Source organism: Rhodothalassium salexigens DSM 2132 (assembly GCF_004341375.1).
Classification (GTDB): Bacteria; Pseudomonadota; Alphaproteobacteria; order Sphingomonadales; family Rhodothalassiaceae; genus Rhodothalassium; species Rhodothalassium salexigens.
The window spans coordinates 1-25,662 of the sequence record NZ_SLXO01000002.1 but is presented as its reverse complement, the minus strand read 5'-3'; the positions used below and the strand labels follow the sequence as shown (position 1 = coordinate 25,662).

Annotated in this window: 22 protein-coding genes and 1 rRNA gene; 12 read left to right on the top strand and 11 right to left on the bottom strand. The window is 69.2% G+C overall.

Features of this window, described 5'->3' with window-relative positions; all coding sequences use genetic code 11:
* The first annotated feature begins 81 nt into the window (after window positions 1-81).
* From nhaB to EV659_RS02550, 6 genes are all read left to right on the top strand, one after another.
* The gene (gene nhaB / locus EV659_RS02575) at window positions 82-1,677 is read left to right on the top strand and encodes a sodium/proton antiporter NhaB (RefSeq protein WP_132707198.1); all 1,596 of its coding nucleotides are present in this window, start codon (window positions 82-84) and stop codon (window positions 1,675-1,677) included.
* 250 nt (window positions 1,678-1,927) lie between these two features.
* Entirely contained in the window at window positions 1,928-2,476 is a 549-nt protein-coding gene (locus EV659_RS02570; protein WP_242463617.1) for a cold-shock protein, read from the top strand.
* Window positions 2,477-2,895: 419 nt separating this feature from the next.
* Window positions 2,896-3,414 (top strand): DUF192 domain-containing protein, encoded by a 519-nt coding sequence (locus tag EV659_RS02565; protein WP_132707196.1) that lies wholly within the window; start codon window positions 2,896-2,898, stop codon window positions 3,412-3,414.
* On the top strand, window positions 3,407-3,907 hold the full coding sequence (locus EV659_RS02560; RefSeq protein ID WP_165878663.1) for a PaaI family thioesterase: 501 nt from the start codon (window positions 3,407-3,409) through the stop codon (window positions 3,905-3,907). Before EV659_RS02565 ends, EV659_RS02560 begins: the two co-directional genes overlap by 8 nt.
* A 32-nt stretch (window positions 3,908-3,939) precedes the next feature.
* Entirely contained in the window at window positions 3,940-4,563 is a 624-nt protein-coding gene (gene folE / locus EV659_RS02555; RefSeq protein ID WP_132707194.1) for a GTP cyclohydrolase I FolE, read from the top strand.
* 109 nt (window positions 4,564-4,672) lie between these two features.
* Entirely contained in the window at window positions 4,673-5,143 is a 471-nt protein-coding gene (locus EV659_RS02550) for a DUF4174 domain-containing protein (RefSeq protein ID WP_165878662.1), read from the top strand.
* On the opposite strand, the gene EV659_RS14810 is transcribed toward EV659_RS02550, so the two are convergent.
* From EV659_RS14810 to EV659_RS02525, 5 genes are all read right to left on the bottom strand, one after another.
* Window positions 5,086-5,910, bottom strand: a complete 825-nt coding sequence (locus EV659_RS14810; protein WP_242463618.1) for a GNAT family N-acetyltransferase — start codon at window positions 5,908-5,910, stop codon at window positions 5,086-5,088. The genes EV659_RS02550 and EV659_RS14810 overlap by 58 nt on opposite strands.
* A gap of 169 nt (window positions 5,911-6,079) precedes the next feature.
* Window positions 6,080-8,677: a zinc-dependent metalloprotease gene (locus tag EV659_RS02540; protein WP_132707191.1), complete on the bottom strand. Its 2,598-nt coding sequence runs from the start codon at window positions 8,675-8,677 to the stop codon at window positions 6,080-6,082.
* Between the two features lie 272 nt (window positions 8,678-8,949).
* A complete protein-coding gene (locus tag EV659_RS02535; protein WP_132707189.1) occupies window positions 8,950-9,579 on the bottom strand; it encodes a YceI family protein in 630 nt (209 codons plus the stop codon).
* 50 nt (window positions 9,580-9,629) lie between these two features.
* Window positions 9,630-10,187, bottom strand: a complete 558-nt coding sequence (locus EV659_RS02530; RefSeq protein WP_132707188.1) for a cytochrome b — start codon at window positions 10,185-10,187, stop codon at window positions 9,630-9,632.
* A 50-nt stretch (window positions 10,188-10,237) separates the two neighbouring features.
* Window positions 10,238-10,867, bottom strand: coding sequence for a YceI family protein (locus tag EV659_RS02525; protein WP_165878661.1), 630 nt, complete (start codon window positions 10,865-10,867; stop codon window positions 10,238-10,240).
* 263 nt (window positions 10,868-11,130) lie between these two features.
* Here EV659_RS02525 and EV659_RS02520 point away from each other — a divergent pair, with 263 nt between their 5' ends.
* Window positions 11,131-12,543, top strand: a complete 1,413-nt coding sequence (locus tag EV659_RS02520) for an amidohydrolase (protein ID WP_132707185.1) — start codon at window positions 11,131-11,133, stop codon at window positions 12,541-12,543.
* Between the two features lie 93 nt (window positions 12,544-12,636).
* Here EV659_RS02520 and EV659_RS02515 read toward each other — a convergent pair whose 3' ends face one another.
* The gene (locus EV659_RS02515; RefSeq protein WP_132707184.1) at window positions 12,637-13,401 is read right to left on the bottom strand and encodes a crotonase/enoyl-CoA hydratase family protein; all 765 of its coding nucleotides are present in this window, start codon (window positions 13,399-13,401) and stop codon (window positions 12,637-12,639) included.
* A 362-nt stretch (window positions 13,402-13,763) separates the two neighbouring features.
* Between EV659_RS02515 and EV659_RS02510 the strand changes: the two genes are divergently transcribed.
* The 3 genes from EV659_RS02510 to EV659_RS02500 all read left to right on the top strand — a co-directional run bounded on the left by EV659_RS02510 (window position 13,764) and on the right by EV659_RS02500 (window position 19,267).
* Entirely contained in the window at window positions 13,764-15,986 is a 2,223-nt protein-coding gene (locus EV659_RS02510) for a TonB-dependent receptor (protein ID WP_165878660.1), read from the top strand.
* A gap of 85 nt (window positions 15,987-16,071) precedes the next feature.
* Window positions 16,072-16,560, top strand: coding sequence for a Fur family transcriptional regulator (locus tag EV659_RS02505; protein ID WP_132707181.1), 489 nt, complete (start codon window positions 16,072-16,074; stop codon window positions 16,558-16,560).
* Between the two features lie 43 nt (window positions 16,561-16,603).
* The gene (locus EV659_RS02500; protein ID WP_132707179.1) at window positions 16,604-19,267 is read left to right on the top strand and encodes a M20/M25/M40 family metallo-hydrolase; all 2,664 of its coding nucleotides are present in this window, start codon (window positions 16,604-16,606) and stop codon (window positions 19,265-19,267) included.
* A 291-nt stretch (window positions 19,268-19,558) separates the two neighbouring features.
* Here the strand turns inward: EV659_RS02500 and EV659_RS02495 are convergent, their stop codons facing one another.
* The 5 genes from EV659_RS02495 to EV659_RS02475 form a co-directional block, all read right to left on the bottom strand.
* Window positions 19,559-21,163: a methyl-accepting chemotaxis protein gene (locus tag EV659_RS02495; protein ID WP_132707177.1), complete on the bottom strand. Its 1,605-nt coding sequence runs from the start codon at window positions 21,161-21,163 to the stop codon at window positions 19,559-19,561.
* Between the two features lie 400 nt (window positions 21,164-21,563).
* Window positions 21,564-21,965, bottom strand: coding sequence for an acyl-CoA thioesterase (locus EV659_RS02490; RefSeq protein WP_132707175.1), 402 nt, complete (start codon window positions 21,963-21,965; stop codon window positions 21,564-21,566).
* A gap of 45 nt (window positions 21,966-22,010) precedes the next feature.
* Complete coding sequence (locus EV659_RS02485; RefSeq protein ID WP_200288143.1) at window positions 22,011-23,276, bottom strand: mechanosensitive ion channel family protein; 1,266 nt, start codon at window positions 23,274-23,276, stop codon at window positions 22,011-22,013.
* Window positions 23,276-23,503: a hypothetical protein gene (locus EV659_RS02480; protein WP_132707174.1), complete on the bottom strand. Its 228-nt coding sequence runs from the start codon at window positions 23,501-23,503 to the stop codon at window positions 23,276-23,278. The genes EV659_RS02485 and EV659_RS02480 overlap by 1 nt, the downstream gene beginning before the upstream one ends.
* The gene (locus EV659_RS02475) at window positions 23,500-24,291 is read right to left on the bottom strand and encodes a DUF1499 domain-containing protein (RefSeq protein WP_132707172.1); all 792 of its coding nucleotides are present in this window, start codon (window positions 24,289-24,291) and stop codon (window positions 23,500-23,502) included. The genes EV659_RS02480 and EV659_RS02475 overlap by 4 nt, the downstream gene beginning before the upstream one ends.
* 146 nt (window positions 24,292-24,437) lie before the next feature.
* On the opposite strand from EV659_RS02475, the gene EV659_RS02470 reads away from it, so the two are divergent.
* Together EV659_RS02470 and EV659_RS02465 are read left to right on the top strand one after the other, a co-directional pair.
* Window positions 24,438-24,866 carry a CBS domain-containing protein gene (locus EV659_RS02470; protein WP_132707170.1) on the top strand — a complete coding sequence of 143 codons (429 nt, stop codon included), beginning with the start codon at window positions 24,438-24,440 and terminating at the stop codon, window positions 24,864-24,866.
* Window positions 24,867-25,449: 583 nt separating this feature from the next.
* Window positions 25,450-25,662 (top strand): 16S ribosomal RNA (locus EV659_RS02465); the annotation flags it as partial.

Sequence of the window (25,662 nt, the reverse complement as noted above, 5' to 3'; positions counted from 1 at the left end):
GTTGCCCGGCCGCCCGTTGCCCGACTGTATGCGACGGCTGCCCGTCAATCCGCCGCTGACCGTGAAAGTGAGTTCTGCCCCATGACCACCTTCTCAAATCCGTATGTGCGCAACTTTCTGGGTAACACGCCAGACTGGTTCAAGATCACGATCCTGTCGTTTTTGGCGCTCAATCCGCTGCTGTACTACACGGTCGATACGTATGTGGCCGGCTGGGTTCTGGTCGCCGAATTCATCTTCTGCCTGGCCATGGCGCTGAAGTGCTATCCGTTGCAGCCGGGCGGGCTGCTCGCCATCGAGGCGGTGGCGCTCGGCATGACCAGCCCGGGGACGGTGCTTTACGAGGTCGAGCACAATCTGGAAGTGATCCTGCTGCTGATGTTCATGGTCGCGGGCATTTACTTCCTGAAGAGCATGCTGTTGTTTCTGTTCACCAAGATTTTGGTGGGTGTGCGCTCCAAGCTGCTTTTGTCGTTGCTGTTTTCGTTTACCGCTGCGATCCTGTCGGCGTTCCTGGACGCGCTGACCGTAACCGCTGTGGTGATCACCATCGCGGTCGGCTTCTTTTCGATCTATCACAAGGTGGCGTCGGGCAAGGACTTCACCGCCGAGCACGACTATGGCGACGACGCCAGCGTCAGTAGCCCCAATCGCGGTGATCTGGAACAATTTCGCGCCTTCCTGCGCAGCTTGATGATGCACGCCGCCGTCGGCACCGCGCTCGGCGGCGTGATGACCCTGGTGGGCGAGCCGCAGAACATCCTGATCGGCAACCAGGCGGGGTGGGGCTTCATCGAATTCATCTTCCGTATGCTGCCGGTGACCCTGCCGGTGCTGGTCACCGGTCTGCTGACCGTGGTGCTGCTGGAGACCACCGGTTGGTTCGGCTATGGCGCCAAGCTGCCCGACAATGTGTTCAATATCCTGAGCGACTATGAGCGCTTCACCGCCAAACGCCGGACCAAGCAGGACAAGGCGGCGATCGTCGTCCAGGCCGTGGTGGCGCTGTGGCTGGTCGCGGGTCTGATGGGCCACTTCGCCGCTGTCGGCCTGATCGGTCTGTCGGTGATCGTGCTCGCCACGTCGTTCTCCGGGGTGATCGAGGAACACCGCATCGGCCACGCGTTCGAAGAGGCGCTGCCGTTCACCTCGCTGTTGGTGGTGTTCTTCGTCATCGTCGCGGTGATCAAGGACCAGAGCTTGTTCGCGCCGGTGACCAGCGCGGTGCTCGACCTGCAAGGCACCGAACAGATCGCCGCGCTGTTCGCCGCTAACGGCATCTTGTCGGCGATTTCGGACAATGTGTTCGTTGCCACCGTCTATATGGGCGAAATGACGGCCGCGCTGAGCGAAGGCATGATCGACCGCGACACCTACGATCTGATGGCCGTGGCGATCAACACCGGCACCAACATCCCTTCGGTCGCGACGCCGAACGGTCAGGCGGCGTTCCTGTTCCTGCTCACGTCCGCGCTCGCGCCGCTGATCCGGCTGAGCTATCTGCAGATGGTCAAGATGGCCTTCCCTTACTGCGTATCCATGTCGCTCGTGGCGTTTCTCGGCGTGTCGCTGTGGCTCGAGCCGGTGACCGATCACTTCTACGAACTGGGCCTGATCAACCATCATACCGACATGCCCAGCGAGGTCGCCAGCGAAGGCCATGGCAACGGTCACTGACGTGGCGCCGAGTCTGATCCGATCGAGCCGGGTGGCGCGCGTCGACGCCACCCGGTTTTTTTGTGTGCAGGCCCCGTACCAACTCCATGACCCGGACTGCTTTCGTCATGTTTTTCAAGGCGGAAGCAGTCGTGCCGTGCAGGTTGGGGTTGCGGATCTGGTTCCGGGGGTTGACGGATGCCGGGCATAGTGTTGTCAATGGTTAACAAATTGTGATATTGTTCAGCGTTGTGTCGAGGGGAGATGGGTAATGGCAAGCGACGGGGCAAACGTAAGCGCGATGACGAAGCCCGAGATGGTTGCCGATCGCGTGACCGGTGTGATCAAGTGGTTCGATGCGGTCAAAGGTTACGGCTTTGTGGTGCCGGACGATGGCGGCGGGGATGTGTTGCTGCATTTCTCGGTGTTGCGGGAGATCGGGCGCCGCTCGGTGCCTGAGGGGGCCTCGGTAATCTGTGAGGCCGTGACGCGGGAACGCGGTCGTCAGGCCAGCAAAATCGTTCAGTTGGACCTGTCCACGGCGCTCCGGGCCGAAAACGAACCGCAGATGGCCCGCAACGGGTCGGCCGTCCGTGTCGACGAGGAGTTCGTGGCGGCGTCGGTCAAATGGTTTAACCGCATGCGCGGTTATGGTTTCGTCTCGCGCGGGCCGGGAACGCGCGATATCTTCGTTCACATGGAAACGCTGCGCCGGGCCGGCATCGAAGACATCATGCCGGGCCAGCCGGTCATGGTCCGGGTGGGAGAAGGCGAGCGCGGCCCGATGGTCGCCCAAATCGCCTTGGCCGACGAGGTCTGAGCGGCCGGCCAACGCCCGCTTGATCGAGAGCAGGTGGCACAAGAGCCGCCGGTCAAAAGAGCCACGGTCACAAAAAGGGTCGGGTGGCAAGCCCGGTCATCCGGTGTTTCCCACCTGCGCGGCGGCGTCGGGCACTTTGTCTGTTGTCGCCGTCGGCCGCTGGTGTTGTGGTGACGGTGGACTGGCCGTCGCCGCTATGGTGTGCCGGCAGGGGCGTCTAGCCGCCCCCGCACAGCGCCCGGCGCGCGCAGCTCCGCGCCGGCATCAGCCGATGAACCGACAAGCGGAGCCCTACCGCGCGGCGCCGACGAACGGTGGCCGCCGCGACACCGTGGGGGTCGCATTGAGCGATCGGTTGTTGCTAGTCTGATGGCCGTTGTTCTTGTTCTCTTTCTCCCACCAGACCGGACGACCGATCCATGCGCCTTGTCTCTCTATTGATCGTGGCGACCTTCGTCGCCTGCGCCCTCCTGCCCGGTGCCGACGCCCAGCCGGGCAACCCCGACTGGCACATTCGCACCGCCACCCCGCAAGACCTGCCGACCGAACCGTTGTTGATCGATAGCGGCGACGAGACCGTGCGCCTGGCCGTGGCGCTCGCCGACGACCCGGGCGAACGCCGGGTCGGGCTCATGTTCCGCTCGGACTTGGCCGCCGACGAGGGCATGCTGTTCGACTTCGCCCGCGTTCAGCGGGTATCCATGTGGATGAAGAACACCTTCATTCCGCTCGACATGCTGTTCATCCGCCCCGACGGCACCATCGAGAGCATCGCCGCCAACACCACGCCGCTGTCACTCGACAGCGTGTCGTCGGCCGGCCCGGTGTTGGCGGTGCTGGAATTGAACGCTGGGGCGGCCCAGCGCCTTGGCCTGGAACCGGGCGACCGACTGCGCCATGGCGTGTTCGGCACCGCCGCCGGCGACGGCCATGACTGATCCCACCGCCGCGTCGCCCGCCGCCCAGACTGCCGAGGCTTCCGCCGACCTTGCCGCGCCGGCCGATGCGGTCGCCGCCACCCCGCCGCCGGGCTTCGAGCCGATCCAGTCGTCGAACCCGTTCGGCGGCCGCAATGGCCCGATCTTCGAGCGGCGCACGGACGCGGGCTGGGAACGCGGGTTCCGCGCGCTCGCCTATCACTGCAATGCCGGCGGCGTGGTCCATGGCGGCATGCTGATGACCTTCGCCGATATTCTGCTGGCGCGCGCGGTGCTCGACGTGGCGCCGCCGCCCTTCGCAACCATGCGCCTGGTCTCGGATTTCGCCGGGCCGGCGCCGCGCGGCGCCTGGGTCAGCGGCACCGCCCGGTGCGTCCGAAGGACCCGGTCGCTGGTATTCGTCGACGGTCTGATTGCGGCCGATGGCGCGCCGGCGCTAAACGTGTCGGGCATTTTCAAGCTCCGCCGTCGCCCCGGCGCCGAGCGTCCCTGACAGATCAGTGTGACAGACAAGAGGACCCGACCATGACCGACCAAAGCTCGCGGCCGCAGCCGACCGTGTCCGACGACGGTGCCTTCGACCCCTCGCCCGAGGCCGACCGGGCCCGCGAAGCGGTCCGCGAACTGCTGCGCTGGTCGGGCGACGACCCGGAGCGCGAGGGTTTGCGCGATACCCCGGATCGGGTAATTCGCGCCTTTCGGGAGTATTTCCGCGGCTATGACGAAAACCCGGTCGACTATCTCCAGCGCACGTTCGAGGAAGTGAACAGCTATGACGAGGTCGTCCTGCTGCGCGGTATCCCCTTCGTTTCGCATTGCGAACACCATATCGCGCCGATCGAGGGCAAGGCCCATGTGGCCTACCTGCCGACCAGCCGCGTGGTGGGCATTTCCAAACTGGCCCGTGTGGTGCATGCTTATGCGCGACGCCTGCAGATCCAGGAACGGCTGACCGCCGAGATCGGGGATTGCATTCAACAGGTGTTGAACCCGCAGGGCGTAGCGGTGGTGCTGCAGGCGACCCACGGTTGCATGACCTGTCGCGGGGTCGAGACCCCGGATGTCACCATGGTCACCAGCCGCATGACCGGCGCGTTTCGCGATGACGAGAAAGCGCGCCGCGAAATCCTCGCGCTGATGGGGTTTTGACATGACGTCTGACCGAACCGGGGGGGCATCGCACCGCCCTCCGCCGCCGCACCCGACAGCGCCGTGGGCGCCGTGGCGGCTATTGGCATGGGGCTTGGCCCTGTGTGGCTTGCTGACCGCCTTGCTGACGATTGGCGTCGGCCGGGCGGCTGACCGGCCGGGGTTCGCCGATCTGGCCGGCGACCGCCCAATTTTGGCGATCTTCGCGCCGGGCGACGGCCCCGACGTGCACCTGCAGATGGCCAAGCTGTGCCACCGCGAAGAGGCGCTTGCCGAGCGCGATCTGGCACTGTTCCTGGTGGCGGGCAAGAGCGTTTGGGCCTTGGCGCACCAGGACCTGGCGGCCACCGCGGTGCCCGCCGGCGCCGACCGGCTGCGCGGCGATTATGGGGTCAAGGCCGAGGCATTCGAGGTGCTGCTGCTGGATCGGTACGGTACCGTGATGATGCGCGCCGACCGACCGGTTGAGGCCGAGGCGGTTTTCCGCCGGCTCGACCGCGGCGACCAGCGGCCGGCCCTCGCCTATGCCGGCGATGCGGGCCGCAGCATTTCCACATGCGCGATCCCGTCCTCGTCATAAGCGGCGGACGCGGTGACAAAGCCGCTCTGGCGATAGAACGCCTGCAGGTGTTGCTGCGCGCCGATCCGGATCGCCCGGCCGGGGTAAAGGGCCGTGCACTGCGTCAAGGCCTCGGCCATCAAGGCGTGCCCCAGACCGCAGCCGCGCGCCGCGGCGGTGGTCAGAATGCGCCCGATCGACGGTTCCGCGTAGATCACCCCCGGCGGCACGATGCGCGCATAGGCAAGCAGTGTGCCCGACGCACCCATCCCATCGGTGCCGGCACCGGGCTCCGCGCCGAGCTCGGCGCCGGCCATCGGGGCGGATATCGTCGGTCGGCCGGGGCGCATCGGCTCGCCGGTGGCGGGAGCGCGGGCTAGCGGGCTGCTGGCCGAGGGCGCACCGGTCGAAGGCGTGCTGGCCAAGGGCGTGTCGGCCATGGGCGTGGTCGACTGGCCGGTGCCGGCGACGGGGCCGCTGATTGACGCGGCGCCGCCCGCCTGGCCCCCCGGAGCTTGGCCTGCCGGCGGCAGCGGGGGCTTGGCCGGGCTGTTGGTGGGGTCGTGGATGTTGTCCTGCGAGGGCCCGCCCATCGCTGCCCGGATCGGCGGGTCTTGGTCTGGTCCACCCGAGGCAGCGGCGCCCGGCGCGCTCACCGCATCGGCCGCTCGGACCAGTGGCCGGGCGGTCCGGCCTAGCAGGTGATGGCAGTGCGGGTCGCGGCCGTCGATTTCTGGAAACAAGCAGGTCTGCTCCAGCACGAAGACGTCTTGGCGGGCGCGCAGCATGTCGTGCACGTCCCATGGTGCCAGGGCTGCAAAGGGCTGACAGATCCAGGATGCCGTCGCGGTCATCGGCGTCTCCGGTCTTAAGGGCGGGACGGAACGGTACCGGTTGCGGGCACGACATCCAGGGGGCGTGCCCGCCGCCCGGATGTCGTGCGGCCGCGATCCTTGGTCAGCGGGCCGGGCCGCAATGCCAACAGGTCTCGTAGACCGGCCAGTCCGGCGCAAGGCCGGACCCAGGCGCGGCCGCCCGGAGGGCTGTCGAGACGGCGGCCGGGAGGGGTGCTTGGCCGATCGGGCTGCCGGGCGGGGCCGCGATGGGGGTGAGCGCGGGGACGGTCGGTGCCGGTGCGTCCAGATACTGCGCGATCCGGCGGGTGATGGCCAGTGCGGTGGGGGCGCCGGCGGCAGCCCGATCGGTCAGAGACGCGCGCAGGGCCACAAGCTGCGCCTCGGTCGCCGCGCGCACGTCCGGGCCGCCCGTGCGGGCCAGATCAACCAGCGCCACGACATAGCGCAGCGCCACCCGGTTGCGGATGGCATCGGTTTCGGCGTCGGCCTTTGTGGCATCGTCGTCGGTTGCCGGGGCGTCCCATGGCTCGATCAGCGCTGCGTCGAGGCGGGCGAACACCTGTTCCAGCCCCGGCAGATCGGCGTCGGCCACATGCTGGTCGATCAGTCGTGCGGCGCGCGCGGGGTGCAGAATGGCGTCGAGGGTCAGTCCCGCCGCCACGTCCACCGCGCTCCACCGGTCGAAGATCTCGCCGGCGTGCGACGCGAACACTTCGCGTTCGAAGGGCAGATCCATGGAGCGGCCGTGGCGTGGGGTCATGGCCTTGGCAAGTCGCTGGTCGATGGCGAGCACTTCCGGCGACAGGGTGCGGATCAGCGCGGTGAGCGCCTCATGCTGACGCGCCGCGCTGACCATGCCCACTTCGGGCCGGTCGTCGCCCGCGGTCTTGTAGGCGAAGCGCCGGCCGCCCAGCACCTTGGCGGTCGCCGCCACCTGATAGCGGTGGAACAGGTAGAGCGGCACGAACGCCCGCCGCAGGTCCGACTGGTCGCGTCCGTCGGCGAGCGCGCGGGCGCCGAAGCCGTCGAGTCCGATGCGCCGCACCTGGAGCAGATGGGCCAGTTCGCGCACCGGGTCGGGGCCATTGTCCCACAGGCTGGCCAGCGGATGCGCGGTATCGACCGTGCGCGCGTTGCTGTCGGTCACATAGACCATGCCTTGCGCATGTGCATCGGCGGCCAGGTCGTCGAGCCACGCCGCCTCGTCGCGGCCCGGCGGCACCGGTGCATAAAGCCGGCGGATGGCGAACTTGTCCCACGCGCCGACGCCCACGCCATAGGCGTCGGACAGGTCGAGCGTGCCGTCCTCGGCGATGGCGATCTTGGGCGCGGGGTAATCCATCACCGACGCCCGGCCATAGGTGGAGGCGGCGAAATTGTGCGCCAGGCCCAGGGTATGGCCCACCTCGTGCGCCGACAATTGCCGGATGCGGGCGAGCGCCACCTGCACGGGATCGTTGGCGCCGCCGCGGCCCGATGCCTCGGCGCCCAACAGGGCTTCGAAGATCATCCGGTCCTGGCGCACCCGCAGCGAGCCGAGCATCACATTGCCCTTGACGATCTCGCCGGTGCGCGGGTCGACCACCGCGCCGCCATAGGACCAGCCGCGGGTCTGCCGGTGCACCCAGTTGATCATGTTGTAGCGGATGTCGAGCGGGTGGGCGTCGTCGGGCAGCACCTCGACGCGATAGGCGTCCTCGAAGCCGGCGGCCTCGAACGCCTCGGCCCACCAGGACGCGCCCTCGATGAGCGCGCTCTTGACCGGTTCGGGCGTGGCCGGGTCCACATAATAGACGATGGGCTCTTTGACCGGCGAGCGGTCGGCCGCCGGGTCGCGCTTTTCGAGCCGATGGCGCCGCGCCAGCCGGGTGATCAGCGGCGCGTCGAGCGGCGCTGAATAGTCGGCATAGGACAGCGGCGCGATGCTGCCGGTGCGCGGGTCCCAGGCGCGCGGGCGGAACCCGGGGGCGGGCAGGGCGACCAGCGAATGGTGCACGCCGAGCGTGATCTGCGTGGCGTCGGGGGCGGTTTGGTAGACCTCCGCGCCGGGCTCGTCGGACGTGAAGGTAAGCAGGGCCTGCGCCTCGATATTCTCAGGGAACACCAGCACCCGGTCGGCACGGGCGAAGCTGCGCTCGGGGTCGAGGCTGAACCGGCCCTGGCCGGCCTGCGCCAGGCGCCGGGCGATGCCCACCGCGTCGCGTACCAGAAGCCCCCGGGCGTCGACCAGCAACGCGCCGTCGTCGCGGGTCGCGGCGATCGGGGCGGCCCACAGCACCGAGGTGGCGAAGGACCCCGAGACCGAGCGCGCTTCCATGCCGCCGGCGGTGGCCCGGTAGCGCGGGTTTTCGGCCTCGGCCACCACCTTGTCGCCGATGCGGCTCAAGCGCAGGATGTGGGTCGTTTGCGCGCCGGCGCGGTCGAGCCCCACCGGGTTCGAGCCGAGCCCGCGGGCCAGCCGTGCGGTGTAGAGATAGCGCCCGATGACACCGTCGGCGCCGGGGGCGGGCAGCGCCAGATGCACCGTGCCTTGGGCCGGGTTCGCATAGACGTCGACCAGTCCGCGTTGCGCCGCCTGCCCGCCGACCAGGTCGGCGACGGTCGCCGGGGCGGCGTCGTCGGCTTGGGCGGCGCGGGCGGCGGGCTCGAAGCCTGCCGGCCCGAGGGCTGGCAGGGCCAGGCCAAGGGCAACGGCCAAGGCCAGTGAGCGTCGCAGTCGGGGCTGTCGGGTCGGGGCAGGGGGGTAGGGCATGGAACGGTCCTCCTGGGCTCGTCGTTTGATTATTTATGGCCGAACGATGCCCCGACCGGACCGATCCGGCAAGGACGGAGCGGCAGTGGCCCGGCCAGGCGCGGCGGGAGGCGCTCCGATGCGGACGCACCGGGGCGATGCGCGGCATGGCGGGCGTCGGTCGCCGGGACGTCTGGCCTTCTGTGACGATCGGCGGCGGCACCGCGCGCCCGGCGGCGTCAGGTGCGCCGGGCGATGATATCGACCCGCACGGTCACGGTTTCGCTTACCGTGTCGTCGGCGTCGCCGCCGCCGATGCCGAAATCGTGCCGGTCGAGCGTGGTCTCGCCGGTCATGTGGGCGCGGTCGCCGTCGACGCGCAAGGTGAACGGCAGGGCGAGCGTCTGGGTGCGCCCCTTGATGGTCAGTTGCGCTTCGGCCCGGTAAGCGGTCTCAGTGTCGCCGGTCGGGTTCGGGTCGTTTTCGGCCGGGCGGATGGCGGTGGTCTCGAACACCGCGCGGGGATGGTTGGCCACGTCGAACCAGGGCGCGCTGGCCAGAATGCGGTTGCCCTGCGCATTGTCCACGTCGGCGCTGGCCATGTCGATGATGACCCGGGCGCTGGCCGGGTCGAGGTCGTCGGGGTCGAATTCGATGTCGGCGGTGAAGCGGTCGAAGCGGCCGTCCATGGTGGCGCCCATCTGGCGCACCCGGAAGGTCAGGTGGCTGTCGGCGTCGACCAGCCGCCACCCGGCAGCGTCGGCGGCATGGGCGGCGGTCCGGGCGTCATGCCAGGCGGTTGTCGGCAGGGCGAGGCCCGCAACGACCGTCGCGGCAAGCAGGGCAGAGCGAAAACAGGCGCGCGGCATTGGCGGTCATCCTTTATGGCAAGACGATGGGGCGATCAGGGCCGGCGGCATCATGGCCGTCGGCCGGGCAGCATGCGTTTGAGCACATCCTGGCGGTCGACCAGATGATGTTTCAAGGCGGCGCTCCCGTGCAGGGCGATCAAGCCGGCGAAGACCAGGCCCAGGACCATGTGGGCGCGACCGAACAGGGCTTCCAGCCGCTCGTTTTGTCCCAGCGGGTCGGGCAGCGCGGTCCAGGTCAACACCGGAAAGCTGGACGCCGAGGCCATCAGATAGCCGGTCGCCGGCATGGCGATCATCGCCGCATAGAGCGCCACATGCGCCAGCGCAGCCGTCCGCCGCTGCCAGGCCGGGGCGCCGGCGGGATAGCCCGGCACCGGCCCGCCGATGCCGCGCCACACCAGCCGCCCCCCGACCAGGGCGAGCGCCAACAAGCCGCCCGCCTTATGCCACTGGTAGACGCTCAGCTTGAGCTGCCAGGCGCTGTCGGGCAGCAGGTTGGCCATGACGAAGCCGACCCCCAACAACGCCAGGATCAAGGCCGCCATGGTCCAGTGCAGCGCCTTGTGGGCCGCACCCCACCGGTCGCGGGAATTGCGCCATTGCATGGGCTGGGTCTCCTCTTCTCGCCGCTCCCGGTGCCAGTCGGATGGGGCGATCAGGGCGCCACGGCTTCGGTATTGATCAGCAGCACCACCTCGTTGCCGACCGCACCGGCATACGCGTCCATGCCGAAATCGGTCCGGTCGATGGTGGCGTTGGCGGTGAAGCCGGCCACCATGCCCGATTGTCCAGGCAGCGGGTGCTCGCCCAGATAGTTCAGCCGGGTCCGCAGCGCCACCGGCCGGCTTTCGCCCAGAAGGGTCAGCATGCCGTAAACGGTGGCACTTTGGTCGCTGGTCGGGTCGACGCGCAGGCTCTCGAACGTGATGATCGGGTGGGTGCCGGTATCGAAGAAATCGTCGCCGCGCAGATGGCTGTCGCGGGCGTCGTTGTTGGTGTCGATGCTCGCCGCCTCGATGGACACCGAGACGCTGCTGTCCTCGGGTGCTTCGGGATCGAGCACCACCGTGCCCTCGAACCGGTCGAACTGCCCGACGGTGTTCGACAGGCCCAGATGGTTCACCTTGAACAGGATGTGGGTATGGGCGGGGTCGAGTGTGAGGCGCAGCGGTTCGGCGCGCGCCGCCGGCTGGCCGGCAAGCGACAGGGCGAGGGCCAGGGCAGACAGCGCAGCCAGGGCGGTCGACCGGATCGCGGGCATGGCGAAGGGCAGGGAACGGGCCATTGGGGTCTCCTCTCGGGTCATGGGGCAACGCCGTCAAGCAGATGGGATCGTCGCCCCGGCGCGCCAGCGAGCGGTTGGCGATCGCCCCGTTTCCGATTGGGAAACCGTCACCATTGCCCCGAGCATCGCACACTCCGCGAAACCGCCTCGCGTGACGCACGGGGTGACGCACGGGATGGTACGCCGGCGCGGTCCAGCGATTTGACCGCTCCGGCGTTTCGTCGCACAGTGAGCAGCATTCATACCAAACAGGGAGAGAAACCATGCGCAGGACACGCGCGGTCACGCTGGCGGCGGCATTTCTGTTCACCACGGCGTTGGGCGGCGGCGCCGCCGCAGCCGCCCAGGAGCGCCCGGCCGACGATGGCGCGCTCACCCAAGCGATCGCCAAGGATTACGACTATCTTCGCGACCTCTACACCCATTTCCACCGCCATCCCGAACTGAGCTATCAGGAACAAAAGACCGCCAAGCGCTATGCCAAAGAGTTGAAGAAACTCGGCTTCGACGTCACCGAGAAGGTCGGCGCGTATGCCAAGCGCCCGGACCTGACCGCCTATGGCGTGGTCGCGGTGATGGAAAATGGCGACGGCCCGACGGTGATGCTGCGCGCCGACATGGACGGCCTGCCGATCGAGGAAAAGACCGGCGTGGCGTATGCTTCCACCGACCAGCAGGTGGAACAGACCGGCGAGACCGTGCACGTGATGCACGCCTGCGCCCATGACACCCACATGACCATGGCGATCGGCGCGGCGCGGCGGTTGGTGGACATGAAGGACCAGTGGCAGGGCACGCTGGTGGTCATCGGCCAGCCCGCCGAGGAGCGCATCGCCGGCGCCAAGGCGATGCTCGAAGACGGCCTGTTCGAGCGCTTCCCCCAGCCCGACTATAATGTCGCCCTGCACACGTCGGGGTCGGCGCCGGCGGGCCATCTGGTCTATGCCAAGGGGCCGGCGCTGGCGTCGAGCGACAGCGTCGACATCGTCGTCCACGGCGTCGGTGCCCATGGCGCCTATCCCCACCAGGGCCGCGACCCGATCGTGGTCGCCGCGCACATCGTCACCGCCTTGCAGACCATCGTCGCGCGCGAGACCGACCCGCTGGACAGCGCGGTGGTCACGGTCGGCCGGATCACCGGCGGCACCAAGCACAATATCATCCCCGAAGAGGTGGAGTTGAACCTGACCGTGCGCACCTTCGATCCGGCGGTGCGCGACCGGGTGCTGGCGAGTATCGAGCGCATCGCCCACAACACCGCCCGCGCCCTCGGCGTCAAGGAGGACCAACTGCCCGAGGTCAATCTGCACGGCGAAAGCGTCGGCCCGACGGTCAACGATCCCGAGCTGACCGACCGGCTGGCCAAGCTGTTCGCCGCGCGCTTCGGTGCCGACCGGGTGCACCAGCGCGACCCGGTGATGGGGGCCGAAGACTTCAGCCATTATGGCAACACGCCCGAGGATATCCCGAGCGTCATGTTCTGGCTCGGCGGCACACCGCCCGAGGCGATCCGCGCGGCCGAGGCCAAGGGTGAAAGCGTGCCGTCCAACCACTCGCCCTATTTCGCGCCCGACCCCGAGCCGACCCTGACCACCGGTGTCGAGGCGCTGACCGCTGCGGTGCTGGAATTGATGCCGGCCGAGAGCGGCGGCGAGGGCTCGTCGACCGGGCAGTAGGTCCCGCGCCTTTGAGCCGCGTCGATCGGACGGCCGGCGCCTGTCGGTCGTCCGTCACCTGCCGCGATCGTGGGCGTTGCGCCCGGCTCGGGCCTATAGCGGCTCGCCGTGGCGGCCGGCGCCGGCGCTGAAGGCATCGGCACCTTGCGCCGTTTCGCCCGACGCGATGGTCGCCAGCCCCAGCCGGAACTCATTGGCCTGCGCCGCCGGCCGGTCGAGCGCCCATTGGTCGAGCGCCGAGCGTCGGTCGTTGCGCAGGCAGGTCTGGGGCAGGCGCGCCAGATCCTGCGCCAGCGCGTGCGCGGCGGCGAGCGCCTGACCGTCGTCGACCAGCCGGTTGACGAGGCCGATGCGCTCGGCCTCGTCGGCCGCCACCGCCCGGCCGGTGAGGATCATGTCGAGCGCGCGCGACTGGCCGATCAGGCGCGGCAGGCGCACCGTGCCCAGATCGATCAACGGCACGCCCACGCGTCGGCAATAGACCCCGAACACCGCCGAGCGCGCCGCCACCCGCAGGTCGCACCACAGCGCCAGTTCCAGCCCGCCGGCCACCGCCGGTCCCTCGACGGCGGCGATCACCGGCTTGGCCAGATCGAGCCGGGTCGGTCCCATGGGCGCCGGTCCCTCGGCCGACAGCCGGTTGGCGTCGCCGGCCGCCAGCGCCTTGAGATCGGCGCCGGCACAAAATGCGCCGCCCGCGCCGGTCAATACCGCCACATGGGCGGCCGGGTTCCGGTCGAAGGCGGTGAATGCGTCGTGGAGCGCTTCGGCGGTCGCCCGGTCGACGGCGTTGCGGCGCGCCGGCCGGTCGATGGTGACGGTGGTGACGCGGTCGGCGGTCTCGACGCGCACGGTCATGGCGGCTCTCCCGTTTGCCATTGCTTGCGTGACCGAGCTTAACAGGCGCCCGGGATCGGGGCAGCAGCCCCGGCGGCTGCCGGCGCTGTGACGCTCACGGCTGTCGCGGCGGCCGTCGCCCGGCGGTCATGGCCGCCCCGATGGTCGCGGGCGTTCGCCGGACGCGGTCGCGTCGCTGCCCGCAGCCCCTCGGGGCATCACCGCACACACAGCCCCTTGTGGCCGCGTTACCGGCCTGATATGAAACGTTATAACGTTTGTTTATGGACTGAAAGAACGCCGTGGCCGGACCGATCGCCGGCCGCGCGAAACAGGGGATTGGCATGGCTTGGAGGCTGTCTGGGAGGCTGTCTGGCGACGCGATGGCGGGGGTTTCGGTTCTGGCGCTGGCGACCGCTGCGGCGCTGTCGTCATCGACGGCGGCGGCCGAGACGGTGGCCGGCAGGGCCCCCGGTACAGCCCAAGGCACGGGCGACGGCGCGGACGAGCGGGCGATGGTGGTGGCGAACAACGCCATCGTCGAAGAACTGGTGATCACCGCCGCCCCGGTGGCGCGCACGGCGTTCGTCAATCCGGCCCAGGTCAGCGTGCTGGCCGGGCCGCGCAAGCGCGCCGAGCAGACCGCAGGCCTTGGCCAGACGCTCGACCGGCTGGCCGGGGTTGCCACCATCGCCACCGGCCCGCAGGTGGGCAAGCCGGTGATCCGCGGCCTGTCGGGCAACCGCATTCGCATCCTGTCCAACGACGTGTTCCTCAACTTCCAGCAATATGGCGTCCGCCACCCGGCCAATGTGGACCCCTATCTGGCCGACCGGATCGAGGTGGTGCGCGGCAGCCAGTCGGTGCTTTATGGCAGCGACGCCATGGGCGGCGCGGTCAATCTGATCGTCGAGCCGCCCTATGCCGGCACCGACGCCAAGCCCGACCTGTCGGGTGTGGTGACCGCCGAATACGCCTCGGCGTTCGACGCGGTGACCACGGCGGTGGAGATGGCCGGCGTCGCCGGGGCCTGGGGCGCGGACGGGCGCTTCGTGTTCCGCGACAGCACCGGCATGACCGTGCCCGATACCGCGACCGCGCTGGAGACCGGCAACAACCGCGACCCGCTGGTGACGGGGAAGCTGCCGTTCACCGGTTTCGACCAACTCAACGGCTCGTTCGCGCTCGGCCGGGCCGCCGACTGGGGCGGCGTGTCGCTGCGCTGGGAAGGCTGGCGCGGCGACCAGGACTATCTGGTCCCCGACCCGCCGCCGCCCGACGGCGACCCGTTGCAGCCCGGCGGCATCGGCCAGCGCCTGGTCAACGACTTGGTGCAACTGCGCGCCGATGTGGACGTGGCCGAGGGCCTGCGCCTGGCCGCCAATCTGACCTATGTGCGCAACCACCGGCGCGCCAATGCCGGCCCGCCCGAGCCGCAACCGGTGCCGATCCGCGACCCGGCGGTGATCGACATCGCGCGCGAGCAGGTCAGCGGCCGGGTGGTCTTGCACCACGACCCGCTGGCCGGCCGGCTGAGCGGCCAGGTGGGCGTGCAGATCGACCGCGAGTGGCAGACTTCGCGCGGCACCACCGCGCTGACCCCGGGCGGCGACGTGGAGACCTATGCGGTGTTCGCGTTCGAGGAATTGGACCTGGGCGCGCTCAAGCTCGACGCCGGCCTGCGCCTGGACCGGCGCGAAACCCGCGCCGACCCCGACGCCACCGACGATGTGTCGGGCATCCCGGGGCTGTCCGACCTGCCCGGCGTACCCGACGACCCGGCCTTGCAGCGTCAGGCGTTCACCGCCGTCACCGGCAGCCTGGGCGCCAGTTACCGGCTCAGCGAGCGGCTGGTGCTGGCCGCCAACATGGCCAGCGGCTTCCGCGCGCCGGGTTTGTTCGACCTGTTCGTCAACGGCGTTCACGGCGGCGTCGCGGCGGTGCAACTGGGCGACCCGACCCTGTCGCAGGAACGCTCGCTCAGCACCGACCTGTCGGCGCGCTGGCAGAGCGACTGGCTGAGCGTCGAGGCGGCGGTCTACCGCAACCGCATCGACGACTATATCTTCCCCGGCGGCACCGGCGAGACCGACCCCGGCTCGGGCAACCCGATCTTCCGCATCCAGCAGGACGACGCCACCTTCTGGGGCGGCGACATCGACCTGACCGTGCGGCCCACCGGCTGGCTCGACCACCGGCTGACCTATGAGCGGGTCGAGGGCAGCCTGGCCCGCGCCGATACCGAGGCGCCGCTGTTGCCCGCCGACCGGCTGACCAACGCGCTGACCGCGCACCGCGACGCCTGGGGGCCGTTCACCGACCTGCGCCTGGGCGGCGAGTTGGTCTATGCCTTCGCCAAGGACGCGGCCGGGACGCTCGAACCCTTCGCCCAGTTCGACGGCCCGGGCTCGGCGTTCGGCACCGCGTCCACCGACGATTATCTGCTGGTCAACCTGTCGGCGGCGGCGACCTGGAAGCACACCACCTTGCAGGTGGCGGTGACCAACCTGACCGACCGTGCCTATCGCGATTTTCTGGATACCTATAAGACGATCACCTGGAGCCCCGGCCGCGATGTGCGGTTGACCCTGTCGACCCGGTTCTGACCGGCGCGGCCGTCGCCGGTCCGGTGTGTTGGATTGCCACCGCCCGGCCCAGGCTTTAGGGTCGGGGCAAGGGAAAGGATCGGCCATGGACGGCATCGAAACCGACATTCCAGGCGCGCCCCACGATCATGACGCGTGCGTCTCGGCGGCCTTGGAGACCGCGGCGGAGTTGTGCCGGCGCCAGGGCAGCCGGCTCACGCCGGTGCGCCGCCAGGTGCTTGAGATCGTTTGGGAATCGCACCGGCCGGTCAAGGCCTATGACGTCCTCGCCCGGCTGTCGGACCACGGCCGGGCGGCCAAGCCGCCGACCGTCTATCGCGCGCTCGGCTTTTTGATCGACCAGGGCTTGATCCACCGGATCGAAGGGCTGAATGCGTTCATCGGCTGCGCCCGGCCCAATGACGCCCATACCGGCTATTTCCTGATCTGCGAGCGCTGTCGGGCGGTGACCGAAATGGCCTCGCCGCGGCTCGAAACGCTGCTCGGCCAGGAGGCGGCGGGCCTCGGCTTCACCGTCAAGGCGCAGACCGTGGAGATCTTCGGCCTGTGCGCGGCCTGCGGCGGCGGTCGATGAGCGCTGCCGGGCGCAGCGCGGCGCCTGGCGCGCGGCGGGCCCGGTGCGGGCGCTGAGCCCCGTCCCCTGGCAGCCATTGGCCCGGCTGCTGCTTCTGCCGGCCCTGTTGCTGGCCGCCGGGCTGGTCGCCTGGGTGACCGACGGGCCGCCCCGGCCGCTGCCCGCCGACGCCCCCGCCAGTGCCTTTTCCGCCGCCCGCGCCATGGATCATGTGCGCGTCTTGGCCGAACGCCCGCGCCCGGTGGGCAGCCCGGCCAACGCCGCCGCCCGCGCCACCCTGATCGAACGGCTGCGGGGCCTCGGGCTCGACCCCCAGGTGCAGCAGCGGCGCAGCGTGCGCACCGTGCCCTGGGGCGGCGGGATGGTGTTCGGCGCCGACGTGGCCAATATTGTCGCCCGGCTGCCCGGCACCCCGGCGCCCGGCGCGGCGGGCCAGGACGGGGCGGGGGCGGGCGAAGATACGGCGGGCCAGAATACGCCTGGGCAGGGGGCGGCAGCGCTCGGCGCCGATCGGCCGGGGGCCGCCGAAACCGATGGCCCGACCGGGGGCGCGCTGCTGTTGATGGCCCATTATGACAGCCGCGCCCATGCGCCGGGTGCCGCCGACGACGCCGCCGGCGTGGCGGCGATCCTGGAGACCGTGCGCGCGGTGATCGCCGGGGGCGGCGTGGCGCGCGACCTGATCGTGCTGTTCACCGACGGCGAGGAGGCCGGCCTGTTGGGCGCGCGGGCGTTTTTCGAGCACCACCCCTGGGCCGACCGGGTGGGCCTGGTGCTGAACGCCGAAGCGCGCGGCAGCCGCGGCACGGCGGTGATGTTCGAGACCAGCGCCGACAATGCCGCGTTGATCCGCACCTATGACCGCTCGGTCCGGCCGCGCCAGGGCAACGCCCTGACCGGCGCGGTCTATCGGCGCATGCCCAATGACACCGACCTGTCGGTGGCCCTGGACCATGGCCTGGCGGGGCTCAATTTCGCGTTTATCGACGGGTATGCCGACTATCACGCGGCGACCGACACGCCGGCCAATCTGGACCCGGCCTCGGTGCAGGCGCTGGGCGCCCAGCTTCTGTCGGCGACCCGCGCCTTTGGCCAGGGGGCGTTGGGGCCGCCGCCGGGCACGTCGCAGGCCGGCGGGTCGGCGGTCTATTTCCAGATCGCCGGGGTGTTCGTGCACTATCCGGCGGCCTTCGCCTGGCCGTTGACGGCGATCGCCTTGGCCGGCGTGGCCGGGTTGGTGGCCTGGGCGTGGCGTGCTGGCCGGGTGCGCGGCGCCGACCTGGTGCGCGCCATGACCGCACAGGGTCGCAATGCCCTGGTCGGCGCCGCCTTGTTGATGGCGCTCGCCGCCCTGTTCAGCGGCGGCTTCGACAGTGTCGGCCTGCGCCGGGCGATGGCGGTGAGCGACGGATTGGCGCTCGGCTACACGCTCGCCTTGCTGGCGGTGATGACCGGTCTGGGCGCGCTTGACGCCCGGGGCGGCGGCCGCCCGGTCCGGGTGGCGCTGGCCGTGCTGGTGGTGGCGGGGCTGGCGCTCGGCGGTGTGCCTTGGTGGGCGGCGGCGGCCGTGGGCGCGCTGTTGGCCGCGCTCGGCGTGCCCGACCGGCCGGTGGCGGCGCGCGCCTTGTGGCTTGGCGGCTTGGTGTGGCTCGGCGCCTGGGCGCTGGCGTTTCAGATCCTGTTGGGGCCGGGCAGTTATGTGCTGGTCTGGCCGTTGCTGTTGGCCACCGGGGCGGCGGCGGTGACCTTGCGCCATAGCTGGCCGCACGACGATTGGCGCTGTCTGGCGCTCGCGGCGCTTTCCGCCGTGCCGGCCTTGTTGTGGGCGGTGTCGATCGGTCACTATCTGTTCCTGGCGCTCGGCGTGCCGGTGGCCGCCGTGCTGGTGGTGCCGGCCTGGTTGCTGGCGCTGTCGGCGACGCCGTTGGTGGTCGCTGCGGGGCGCGCACTGGGCGGGGCCTTGGCGTGGAGTGCGGCGGGTGCGGCGGCGCTGACGCTCGCCTGGGTCGCCATCACCGCCGGGTTCGACGCCCGCCATCCGCGCCCGGCCAGCCTGATGCTGCTGGTCGACCGCGCCACCGGCAGCCAGCACTGGGTCAGCCGCCGCGCCGACCCCGGCGCCTGGGAGGCCGGCGTGCTGGGTGCTCGGCCCAGCGCCCTCGACACCCGCTTGTTGAAGCTGTTCGGCCGGTCGCTGACCCTTTATGGCCGGCCGGTGGACGAGCCGATTGCCGGGCTGGCACCGGGCCCGGTGCTGGACGCCGCGCCGGGGCAGGGGGACGCCACCGACCTTGTGCTGCGGCCGAGCGGACCGGGGGCGACCTTGATCCTGTCGGTGGCGTCCGAGCGCCCGGTGCGCCCGGTGGCGGTGGGCGGGGTCGCGCTCGGCGCCGACCGCGCCCTTGGCCTGGGCGAGGCCGGCCGGCTGCAATTCTTCTATCAAGGGGTGCCGGAGGATGGGCTGACGATGCGCCTGGGCCATGACGCGCCGCTCGACGTTCAGGCGTTCGAGCTGCGCCATGGCTGGCCGCCGCCGGTGGCGCGGCGCCTGCCGGCCCAGCCGGCCGACGTGATGCCGGCGCCGTCGGGCTTCTCCCATGGGGTGCTACGCGCGGTCCGGCGGCAGGTGGCGCCGCCGCGCGGCGATGACCCGGCCGACACCGCTGACACAGCCGGGCCTGCGGGCGCCGGGCCGCCGATGCGCTGACGCAGACGTCTTGACCTCGACGGCCCGACCGCGAAGCGTCGGCGCCGACGCCCGGTTCCGGGGCGACCGGGCGGTGTTTGGGCGGGGTTTCGAGCGCCTGGGGGTGAGCGCGGGGGGGGGGCACGCACCCCGCCGCTCGATTCCTGGTCTGACGTCTGGCTTGGCGTCTGGCCACCCTTGCCCGCCTCGCCAGCCACCGCACGCCGCCCTGGGGGACGGCCCGTCACGGGCGTTGCCCCCAGGGTCGCGGCCCGGGCCTGAGCGGCTGGGCGACCGCTCCGGATCGGGCGCTCAGCCGGCGGTGGTCACCAGGTCTTCTGCGGCCGCTTCGATCTTGTCTTCGAGCCGTTCGGCCTGCTGCTTGATTTCTTCGGTGAAGGTGTCGCAGGCCTTGTCGAGGCGTTCGTTCTGTTCGCCGAGCGCTTCGGCCACATCGTAGCCGGTTTCGGCCGACTGGCGCACCGAGCCGACGATCTCCAGCGCCTCCTTGACCTGTTCCGAGACGTTTTCCAATTCCTTCGACGTGTGCTGCACGGTCCGCGCGATCTCGCGCGAGGCGCTGTCTTGTTGCTCGACCGCCGCCGAGATCGAGGTCGAGGATTCGCTGATCCGCTCGATCGTCGCGGCGATGCCGGTGACCACGTTGACGGCGTCGCGGGTGATCGATTGCATGTCCGACAGCTGCACCGAAATCTCGTCGGTGGCCTTGGCCGACTGGGTGGCCAACGACTTGACCTCGCTCGCCACAACGGCAAAGCCCTTGCCCGCTTCGCCGGCGCGCGCCGCCTCGATGGTGGCGTTCAGGGCCAACAAGTTGGTCTGTTCGGCGATGTCGCTGATCATGTCGACCACACTGGTGACCTTTTCGGCCTGCTCGGACAGGGTGGTGATGGTCTTCTTGCTCTCATTGACCTGGGCGAGCGCCGCTTGCGCGGTCTGGTTGCTGTCGGTCACCTGTCGGGTGATCTCGCTGCCCGAGCTGGTCAGCTCTTCGGTGCCGGCGGCCATGCTCTGGGCGTTCTGGATCACCTGTTCGTTGGCGCCGACGGCCGCCGACAGCATGGCATGACCGCGTTCCGCCAGTCCTTTGAGCTCCTTGCTGTCGTTGATCAGGGTCGTTTGCGCGGCCTTGATTTCTTTGACGATGCGGCCGACGCGGTTGTCGAAGCCGTCGGCCAGTTTGGTCGTCCGGCTGCTCATCTTGGCGGCTTCGGCCTGCTGGGTTTCGGCCTGTTCCTGGCGCGCGGTCTCGATCATCTTGGCATAGGCCTTGGCTTCCTCGATCGCCGACTCGGCTTCGGTCTGGGCGGCTTCCGCGCGTTCGGCTTCGGCATGGGCGCGGGCGGCCTCGCGCTTGGCGTCGCGTCGCGCGTCCTCCGCCGCGCCGATGGCCTGTTGCGCCATGGCGATGACCCGGAACAGCAAGACGCTTTGGCCCAGCAGCAGCCCGGCGTGCAGCGCCAAGCGCCACAGGCTGGCCGCTTCGGAGAACAGCAGCGATGGCGCCGCCAGGGTCAACAGGCCGTAAGCCGCCGCGGTCACGACCGCCGCCGCGGCGATGCTGCGTCGGTCGAGCAATCCGGCAACGGCGGTCAACGCGACGAACCAGAGAATGTGAAGATCGACCTGCCACGCGGCACCGCGCGCGGCCATGATCACCAAGCCGGCCTGCAGCATCAGCGCCCCCGCCACGCCATAGCGCGCCTGCGCGTCGTCGGGGCGGGTCGCATTCAAGCCCAGCGCGGCCAAGGCCAAAGCGGTCGACCCGGCGACCGCCCAAATCAGCCCCGGTTGGCCGAGCCAAGCGCTGACCCCGCCGACCAGCACCGGCGCACCGAGTTGCGAAACCGCGAGCGCCTTGGTGACGGCGCGACGGAACTCATTGATCTGTGACATACGGTGTCCCCTTGAACCAAAACGCGGTCTGTCCGCACCGACCGCCTTCTTTTTGGGTGCAAAACGGGCGCGTCGAGGATCTAAAACGCGCATAATCAGGGCGATTCGTATATCCTCGGCGCCTGAGCAGTAAGCCACTATCGATTTAACAAATAATTACAGTCTATAGTTACTGCCAAAAGAGTGTGTCGTAACGCCGTCGGCGGATCTGTCATCGAAGAATAATCAAAAAATCGCCAAAGGAGGCACGGCTCTCGCGTGAGGGCCGGGAAATGATACAAAAAGAGACGCCCCGGCCGTTCCAGACGACCGGGGCGCACCCGATAGCGTATCCTTTGCCGCGCAGGCGATCCGGGCGGCGCGCCAGAGCGTCGGCGCCACCCGTTGGCCGGCGTCCCGGTCAGGCCGGCGGTACGGCGCGTTTGGCACCTGAAGCATCGACGGCAACGAAGACGAACCGCCCTTCGGTCACTTTGATCGGTTCGGGCTCGTCCATGCGTTCGGCCAGGACGTCGATGGCGACGGTGATCGACGTGCGGCCGATCTGTGCGATGTGGGTGTACAGGCTGACCAGATCGCCGACCAGGATCGGCCGGTGGAACTTCATGCTTTCCACCGCCACGGTGGCGACCGGTCCGCGGGCGCGCCGGGCGGCGGTGATGCCGCCGGCCACGTCCATCTGGCTGAGAATCCAGCCGCCGAAGATATGGCCATTGAGGTTGAGGTCCGCCGGCCGCGGCGCGGTACGGATGACCGGCTCACGGTGATCGGTGGCGGCTTGGGCAGCGGTCGTTGCGGTCATGTGTCGGGTCCGGATTGGCGTCAGCAGGGGGACGGGCGGGGACGCTTATGGTGAGGCTTCGCCCGGATCGGGATCGGCGGCGGCGTCAGCGGCGGGGTGGCGAGCCGGGCGGGCGGCGCCGTCGAAGGCGGTCTGGCCAGGGCCACGCTCGGGCAGCGTCTCCACATAGACCGACTGGCTCGGGAAGGCAAACCCGGCGCCGGCCGCTTCGACCGTTTCCTTGATGTGCAGGGCCAACCGCTCCTTGGCGCCGAGCCAGTCGCGCCACACCGTCGACTTGGTGAAACAGTAGACCAGGATGTCGATCGAACTGGCGGCGAAGCCGTCGATGCGCACGAAGGTGTTGACCCGGTCCGAGATCTCGAAATCGCCGCACTCGGTGATGTACCGCTCGATGCCGTCGCGGATCGTCTCCAATTGTTCGCGGGTGGTTGCGTACTCGACACCGATGATCCAGCGGATGCGACGGAAGCGCATGCGCGAGAAGTTGATCACCGCGCTGTCCGACATCTGGGCGTTGGGCACGTAAACCGGTGCCTGGTCGAAGCGTCGGATCATCGTGGTGCGAAAGCCGATCAGTTCGACCGTCCCCTCGGCGACGCCCTCGACCAGCACCCAGTCGCCATTGTTAAAGCGCCGTTCCGAGATCAGGAACAGCCCGGCGATCAGATTCTTGAACAGATCCTGGGCGCCGAGCGCGATGGCGACCCCGAACAGGCCCAGACCGGCGATCAGCGGGCCGACCCGAATGCCCCAGATCTCCAGCACCGCCGCCAGGCCGATCAGGATGAACGTGGTCCGCACCGCGCGCGAAATCCACGACAGCATGGCTTCGGGCATGCGTCGGTTGCGGCGCTCGATCAGGGCCGCAACCGGGGTGACAAGATTGGCCAGGGTCCAGAACACCAGGATCGCCGCGAGGGTCTGGTTGATATTGCGCAACACCGTTTCGACGGCGGGTTGAGCGGCCAGATAATCGGTGGCGATGGCGAAGCCGATCAGCGCGATGGCCATGCGTAAGGGCCCTGCCAGGGCCTCGGCGACCACCTGACCCAGCGTCCAGCCGCGTCGTTCGGCACGCCGGGTGATGCGGCCGACGATGAACGCCGAGATACGTCCGCGGATCACCAGAAACCCGACGAAGATCCCCAGCGCGATCAGCACGCGGCTGATGTCGACGCCAAAGAGGCCCTGGTACCAGATTTCGCTGAGCGCGCGCATGGCATCGTTCAGGCGTGTCTGCCAGGCGTCGGGCTGCCACAGACCGGTTTGGGCCAGCGGGGCGGTGGGGCGGAGGGGAGCGAAAGACATCATAAGCGTCCGTCCTGGTCGTCGTCATATCCATGGCGATGGCTATGGTAGGAAAGCGCCATCAGCCCGCCGCCGAGCGCGACGCTGATCACGATGCCGAGGCCCAGAGCGATCAGCCCCGGTCCGCTGATCAGCGACATTGGCATATCGGCCAAGACGGACAGGGCGAAATAGCCCGCGGCGGCCAGAATGGCCAGAAGGGCGGCGATTAAAACAGCGGTTTTCATGGTGCCGGCTCCTGGGGGGCGGGCTGCTCGGGGGCGAATTGGCGGGCGGTCAGGCGGTCTTGAAAGCGGCGAAGCCGGGCGGCGTTCTGCCCCAGATCGCTGACGCCCAGCCGCGAGACCGACCGCATGTCCACGCGGCTGCCGCCGTCGCGGGGCGTGATTCGGATCGCAATCTGGTCGGTGAAGCCGAACCAGCCGGTGGTGGCCGTGGCTTCCAAATGGGCGCCGGTCGCGTCGCTTTGGCTGGCGGCGATCTGCCAACCCATGGCGTCGGCGGCCCGGCGGACCCGGGCGAGCGCGTCATCTGGCGCGGTGGACAGCGTCACCGGCTCGATATCGGCGTAGAGAAAGCTGTGCGCCCGGGCCCAGGCAGGATCGGGATAGGCGGCTCGGGCGGCGCGGCTGTCGGGCTCATAGGCGCGCGGCGACAGAGTGCGGAAACGCGGTGGATCGGCCATGTCGCTGGTGACGTCGTGCAGCGGATGGCGGCCGGCCCGGTCGCGCAGCGCATCGATCTGCTGCACCGTGGCCAGGCCCGCACCGCCGGCGACCAGCAGCGCCGCCGCCATGCGCGCGCGACCGCTGCGGATCAACAGGGTCAGCGCGCCCAATCCGGCCAGTCCGGCCGCTGCCAGGCCGGCGAAGGCGGCAAAGCGCAACGATCCGAACGCGGTCGTGAGCGACAGCCACTCCGCGCGGTAGAGCGGACCCGGCAAAACGGCTGCCAGGGCGGCCAAAGCCGCAGCCAAAAGCGCAGCGGCGGTGATCGAGCGCAACAATCGGTCCATGGGGGCGTTCCTTGCGGTCGCGGGGCGGTAGACGGTCCATGTAATGCATGCGGCCGTCTGCGCCAACCAGCCCGCCTTGCTGAGAGGTCGCGACTAACGGTACATTACCAATTGAGCGAACGATGAAACATAAGGGGGGGTCTACCATGACTGTCGCTCATATTCTGGCTGACAAGTCGGCCGAGGTGGTTAGCGTCTCGCCTGACGAAAGCGTTCTGGCCGCCGTCGGTCTGCTGCATGAACGCCGTATCGGTGCGGTGCTGGTGTGCGAAGGTGAAACCGTGCACGGCATTTTCTCCGAGCGCGATGTGGTCCGCGGTTTGGCGCGCGAGGGCCCGGCATGTCTCGACCGGCCGGTGGCATCGCTGATGACCGCCGACGTCCAGACGTGCCGGCCGGACCAACCGATCGTCGAGGTCATGGGGCTGATGACCGATCGGCGGATCCGCCATCTGCCGGTGACCACTGACGACCGGTTGGTCGGTATCGTGTCGATCGGCGATCTGGTCAAACGTCGCATCGCCGAAGCTCAGGACGAGGCCGAGGCGCTGCGCACCTATATCACTGCCGGGTGAGGGGCGTGGTCGGGGGGATCCGCCAAGCCTGGCAAACCTGGCAAGCCTGGCAAGGCGTGTCGGTCAACGCCGCGGCTCGGGGCGTCACGCGCCCGCGGGCCGCGGGCGGGAGATGCAGGTGGTCGTTCGCCTCAGGGGCTTTGACGCTCTGGCTGCCTTGAAATTTTTTCGTCAAACCCCATCTCGTATAGTCGGCGCTGACGGGTTGGGGCGCGTTGAAACCCTGGTTTTCCGCCGCTGCCGGCGAATGTGACGGGGCGATGAAAAAAGGGTTTGACAGTTTGGCGATCCGGCCCCTATAAGCCGCCCCACACCGCAGCGAGGCGCTGCGGCGCAAGACAAACGAAGACGACAGCGGTAACGCTGAAGACGACGGGAAGTCTTGTTGCTCTTTGACATGGTAGAAGATGGAAGGGAGATGCCGGCGGCGGTTCTGGTTTATCTGGGATCGATGCGGTATCTCTTTGAAGCGCAAGTGTTTGGCGCTTGGTTCGGTTCGCGGTAGCGGGTCGGGTTGGGCGCTGAAGCACAGGCAGACTTTATGTGAGATGGTGCATTGGTCTTTTGGACCGAGTGTCCACGTCAACATGAGAGTTTGATCCTGGCTCAGAACGAACGCTGGCGGCAGGCCTAACACATGCAAGTCGAGCGCACCCTTCGGGGTGAGCGGCGGACGGGTGAGTAACGCGTGGGAACCTGCCCAGGGCTCTGGGATAACTGCTGGAAACGGCAGCTAATACCGGATACGCCGTATTGGGAAAGAAATTCGGCCTTGGATGGGCCCGCGTTGGATTAG